Raw genomic sequence first — 3,683 nt, 5'->3', positions numbered from 1 at the left:
GACAAGCGAAATAGAAAAACGATGCAGTAAGAAGAAATATTTTATTGTCATCATATCTATGTAGAGGTAGAATAATCAGTAACAAAATACGGACGGAACAACAAAAAACGCCACTTCTCCTACCAACCTGTCGCCAAACGGGTTGATGATCATCGAAGTGACGCTTTTGTATAGCGGTGTGTAAGAGACATCGCTATTGAAGGTTAGGGGTACAAAGCAGGTACGCACCTAACTTAGATGAACTTATCATACTAATTTACCTCGGTAACTTCAAGGTTTTTGGTATATAAAAGGGCGTCATTCAGTAGCGAGTTTACGAACCTGCTACTGAATGATGTCCTTTTTGTTTTGGTCTTACATATAAAAGAGGTCCGCACTCGCTCTCTAAACGAGTAGGTTCATCCAGCCGACGCAGTAAAATGGATCGGTCATCACCGCAGTTCCAGCACGTGATGTGACGTTAGCAGGGGAAGGACGGAAAGCCCTGTACATAGCCTAAGTCCCTTCGGGGATATGGTAAAGATCGTTTAATATATGGAGGTTCAAACGGGGTCATATGGTACGACTGTAGACAGCCCTACGACAAACTGTAGGAGATTTTCTAGTAAGCGGCTGTATGATTGCTGTGACACGACGCAGGACGGCTCTGGCCGTCGTGCAGTGGGTTATGTGACGAGTCGCCGAAAGGCAGCAAGGTAGGGCGTGGAAACGCCTTGTGTGCGCGAATGATGCGCAACGAGTCACATGTCGGGGTTGAGACACCCCGGAGTCTTGGAACGCCTAGACATACGGATACCTCGTCTTGCACTAGACGGAGAACGTGGTGGGCAGATTTTAACCGCATCCTTTTTCAAAGGGGTTAGTCTGCCCATCCAGCCGTTTCCTATCTTCCCTACCGGAGTATGCCCGGTGCGCCCTTTGGTTTCAAGTCTTTTTCTCTCCAAGTTCTAAAAAAGAAAAGAACAAAGAACAAACAGATCAGTGAGGAAGCAAGAGAAGATGCAAATTCGCGTGTGGCACGAGGAATACGAGCCTAGCGTAGTCTGGCGACGTGTTCCGCATGTGCCCCGACAAGCGAGCGAAGGCGTAAACGCCGGAGCGAAGTGCGTTCAGCAGAGAGAAGGAAGACCTGGAGAGGATCGCCCGAGACATCCGACAGGATGCCAGGGCGATCCAGAAGGAAAAACAAGAAGGGATTAGCCCCGAATGTGGAGAATTAAGAAGGTAAGAGGGAAGGTTGGCAACAATCAAAGAAGAAAGGATGGTCTTCGATGAAGAACATGGACCTCACGATCTACGAGGTGACGGAACTGAACGAGCGTATGAAGTTCCTGGACCTGGCGAAGCAACATGCACCAGTGGGCAAGGAGAAGCTACGAGAGGCGCTGAAGTCGGCCGGGGCGACGTTCGACCAACGGACGAAGCGCTGGCACATCGACCGCAGCCATCCGAATGCGGACAAGAAGGTGCTCGATTTCGTGCAGACGAGCCGTTCCAGTGTGACGAAGGCGAAGCGTGTCGCCACGGATCCGTTGAAGATCGACCCGGTCACGGGGCAGTCCCGTCTGGACGACGACTATTTCGCGATCGAGACTAAACCGGAACGGATCAATCGTAAAAAAGTCTCGTTGGACATGGATGTGGCGTTACATAAGCAGTTGAAGCAGATCGCCCTGGAGAATGATATGAAACTCTACGAGTTGGTCGAGGGAGTACTTCGAGATTACGTACGTAAAAAAACGTGACTCGACCGAAAGGAGATTTATTGATGAAGCAGATATTCGTCGTTTTCTTGTCGGCAGTCTTGCTTTTACAAGGCTGTTCTACGAATGAAAGTGAACAAAAACTTGTTGAGTGGGGAGAATATAGTACGTCCCAGGAAGAACGGCTGAAGAAGAATGGAATCGATTTTAAGGTCGAAGACGACATGATCTATATCGAGGAGAAAGACTTGAACAAAGCTGCAGCATGCTGCAGTTGATTGAAAAAACAAGGAATGGAAGTGAGAAAATGATTCTGACAATCAATGTATTTGAGAAAAGGTACGAGGAAATCATGCAAAATCCGTCGATCCACCAGCGTGAAATCCGTCTGGGTGAACTGATGACGCAGATGGAAGGGGTATTTAAAATCCCGATGCTGAAGAACACGACGTGGGAGAAAGAGAACCCCCAGGTGATCGAACTGTACCGGAAGGTGTCCGACTCGAGAAATCTCTAAAAAGGGCGAAAAAACGTCAAGTTTGCGTGAAATAAAAACTCCACGCAAACTTGGCGACGCTCTCAAGCCAAAGTATAAAAACAAGGCGAAAAACGACCGTTTTCACAAAGTTTTTTATTAAAAAATGGGCAAAAAATAAAAGACCTTACATAAGGTCTTTTATTTTTTGCCCATGTCAATAACAATAGGGTCACTATGAGATAGAACATGAAATTCTTGATCAAACGTCCGAATCACAAAATGAGAAATTGGACCTCGATCGGTATTTGCAACTTGAGTTTGCATATTTTCTTTGGCGAAAGAAAGTAATTTTGAATCTGATAGTTTTACTATCGGCCTTTGGTTCTTCAAGTCATTTTCATGAATCCCGTGTTCTTCTAAAGTTCCTAAAAACATTGCGTATTTGTCGAATTGCACTAAGAAATATTTTCTTGATTCATCGTCAATTAAGATTTTAGTGGCATCCGTCGCCGCGTGGAAGTACATATTTATGGCGAAGTGATTATTTCTTTCCAACTGAAATTTGTCTAATTCCAATATGTATTCCTCTGTAGTAAGAAGTACGTCCAAATCAAAATTAACCAAGAAAACCCCTCCCATTAATTTCAAATAATTCGATGTATTCAGATAGCTTTTGTATTATTGTACATAAAAAAGGAGGGTTTTCGTTGAAAAAATTTATTTCAATTTCTTTGTCGTTAGCATTAATTTTTTTACTTTTGCCGTTGGGTAAAACGGTAGATGCTGCTTGCGATCGCGTTTGGTCTTTAGAAGAAATGAACATTTCAGCGAATTGGATGCAGGGTTCATCTGATTCAGATTTTGTGGAACCAATACAAGAGAATGCAGAATATGAAAATCTGACCGTTGATCCTTTATGTGGTGGCGGTAAATTGCCGCCGTCTGGGTGGGGGAGTGTTTTAAGTGGGGCTAGATTGACTAACGTTACTTCGTCCGGAACTCAAAATTATGTTAAAAACGCTACTACGGCACAAGCTAGCCGTGAGTTTAACAAATTGGCTCCAGGGTCTCAAGTTAGACCTTATCCAAAAGATGACGGCTCAGTTACATTTGTTAAAACTTCTCCTCAAGGAGATATTCGTTTGTATCAAGCATCTTCACATAATGGTGCAACTTCGATTTCTTGGCACAATCAAAAAATTAGATATTTGGATTGAAGCTCAGATGCGGAAGAACGAAAACCGATATTTCCCCGTCCAAAGAGCATAAGGGGAAACTGCTATCACTTTCCGTGATAGCCCAGGCAGAGCCTGGGGTTTCCGTGATATCATCAAAACCCCAAAAATGGCACGAAATGTGCCGGCAAAAACACGAAAGTGGCACGAAATGTGCCACTTTTTTTATTCGTCATTTGCGTCCATATACAACTTGAAAATGAAATTCCGTCGCGCTTCTCGTTGTGCTCTTGTCTTGATGTACGGATTCTCTTTTTCGTATTCGAT

Annotated in this window: 5 protein-coding genes; 4 read left to right on the top strand and 1 reads right to left on the bottom strand. The window is 44.3% G+C overall.

Features of this window, described 5'->3' with window-relative positions; all coding sequences use genetic code 11:
• The first annotated feature begins 1,271 nt into the window (after positions 1–1,271).
• Genes KNP76_RS15375 through KNP76_RS15365 form a run of 3 tightly spaced genes read left to right on the top strand, consistent with a single transcriptional unit; the run spans position 1,272 to position 2,220 of the window.
• Positions 1,272–1,745 (top strand): hypothetical protein, encoded by a 474-nt coding sequence (locus KNP76_RS15375; protein WP_214845025.1) that lies wholly within the window; start codon positions 1,272–1,274, stop codon positions 1,743–1,745.
• A gap of 23 nt (positions 1,746–1,768) precedes the next feature.
• Positions 1,769–1,981: a hypothetical protein gene (locus tag KNP76_RS15370; protein ID WP_214845024.1), complete on the top strand. Its 213-nt coding sequence runs from the start codon at positions 1,769–1,771 to the stop codon at positions 1,979–1,981.
• Positions 1,969–2,220 (top strand): hypothetical protein, encoded by a 252-nt coding sequence (locus KNP76_RS15365; RefSeq protein ID WP_251137543.1) that lies wholly within the window; start codon positions 1,969–1,971, stop codon positions 2,218–2,220. Before KNP76_RS15370 ends, KNP76_RS15365 begins: the two co-directional genes overlap by 13 nt.
• A gap of 159 nt (positions 2,221–2,379) precedes the next feature.
• Here the strand turns inward: KNP76_RS15365 and KNP76_RS15360 are convergent, their stop codons facing one another.
• On the bottom strand, positions 2,380–2,805 hold the full coding sequence (locus tag KNP76_RS15360; RefSeq protein WP_214845023.1) for a hypothetical protein: 426 nt from the start codon (positions 2,803–2,805) through the stop codon (positions 2,380–2,382).
• A gap of 83 nt (positions 2,806–2,888) precedes the next feature.
• Here KNP76_RS15360 and KNP76_RS15355 point away from each other — a divergent pair, with 83 nt between their 5' ends.
• Positions 2,889–3,398, top strand: a complete 510-nt coding sequence (locus KNP76_RS15355; protein WP_214845022.1) for a hypothetical protein — start codon at positions 2,889–2,891, stop codon at positions 3,396–3,398.
• Positions 3,399–3,683 lie beyond the last annotated feature (285 nt).

It is taken from the genome of Exiguobacterium sp. s150 (assembly GCF_018618435.1).
GTDB classification, from domain to species: domain Bacteria; phylum Bacillota; class Bacilli; order Exiguobacteriales; family Exiguobacteriaceae; genus Exiguobacterium; species Exiguobacterium alkaliphilum.
Note: the sequence above shows the minus strand (reverse complement) of the source record. Positions and strands in the feature narration are given on the sequence as shown.

Excerpts from the sequence above, each read along its gene's own strand:
- KNP76_RS15370 (WP_214845024.1), top strand. The coding sequence starts at position 1,769 with ATGAAGCAGATATTCGTCGTTTTCTTGTCGGCAGTCTTGCTTTTACAA.
- KNP76_RS15375 (WP_214845025.1), top strand. The coding sequence starts at position 1,272 with ATGAAGAACATGGACCTCACGATCTACGAGGTGACGGAACTGAACGAG.
- KNP76_RS15365 (WP_251137543.1), top strand. The coding sequence starts at position 1,969 with ATGCTGCAGTTGATTGAAAAAACAAGGAATGGAAGTGAGAAAATGATT.